Genomic DNA, 1,168 nt, shown 5'->3' on the forward strand with positions numbered 1-1,168 from the left:
GAATGGGGCCCTCGCCGCTAAACTGACGGATGCTGGCTTGGATTGTACGCCACAAATTATAAATTTATCATCGGCGTGGCTATGCGCAAGTGGGCAGCGAAGTGCATAAAACAACCCCACTCGCCATAGCCGGGCGTTATCCGCAAAGGCCTACAGAACGGAACTGAAAAACGAAATTGAAATTCGATCCTCCCATAGCAACCCGCACGACAGAAGAGCTAGTAGCCATAGCGCAATTTCCAGATGACTGGAACGCTGAGGCTGTGAAACAGGCGACTGCAGAGCTCGCCAGCCGTAATGTAAAAAAGGACGAGCAGCTTCGGATCGCAAAACAACTTCAAAAAGAACTGAATGAATACAATGACCAGATAGCACTGGAACGAAGTCAAGAGAGCTACAGCTATCTTGATCTGTTTTTTTTGGCCCTAAAACTGCCAATGACAATTCTGAGCGACTGGCGACTTAAGGCTGACGGGTTCCATACTAAACACAGACAACGGCTTTATGCAATTGGCTTTGGATGTATTCTTTGGATTATCGGCGGGTTCTATTTGGCGGACACCTGGAAGATGCAGCAGGTAGAGTGGCAGAATGAAGTCAACAATCAAGACATCTACGAATGGGAAAGAGATTACTACTCGGATGAGGAGTTTGCCAGCCGACGGAGGGAATCTATAGAGTCGGCAATTCAAACGGTCAAGGACAATGACGCTCGTGGGATAGCTACCGTAGTTATTCTCGACTCCGACACCATACAAACCTCAAAAATTGAGCTTCTTCGAGACCTAGACCCTCTAACAATTCGGGACGTGGTGGTTGAGGCGGATCCGCAGACTGCAGAATCCCAGCTGATTCGGGTAAAACTGGTAAAAAAAGCGGATAACACAAGGCTATAGCGAATGGGGGCCTCGTCGGTAAACTGACAGCTGCTGGCTTGGATTGTCCGCCACAAAAGTTAATTTTATCATCGGCGTGGCTAAGTGCAGATGGGCAGCGAAGTGCATAAAACAACCCCACTCGCCATAGCCGGGCGTTACTTGCAATAGATGAATCGCACGTTCCTTTTCGTAACTATTACTTTAATCTGTGGTTGCACCCACCTTCAAACTGTGACTGAACAGGACTTAAGCAAGCCAGAAGCGACGGATGAATTTGTCGACTTTTTAAC

The 1,168-nt window shown here is 47.9% G+C and carries 1 protein-coding gene; it reads left to right on the plus strand.

Going from position 1 to position 1,168, the window contains the following annotated elements:
• The first annotated feature begins 176 nt into the window (after positions 1-176).
• Entirely contained in the window at positions 177-896 is a 720-nt protein-coding gene (locus RIG68_RS28885; RefSeq protein ID WP_350130517.1) for a hypothetical protein, read from the plus strand.
• Positions 897-1,168: the final 272 nt, after the last annotated feature.

The sequence above is a fragment of the Imperialibacter sp. genome (assembly GCF_040222385.1).
GTDB lineage: Bacteria > Bacteroidota > Bacteroidia > Cytophagales > Cyclobacteriaceae > Imperialibacter.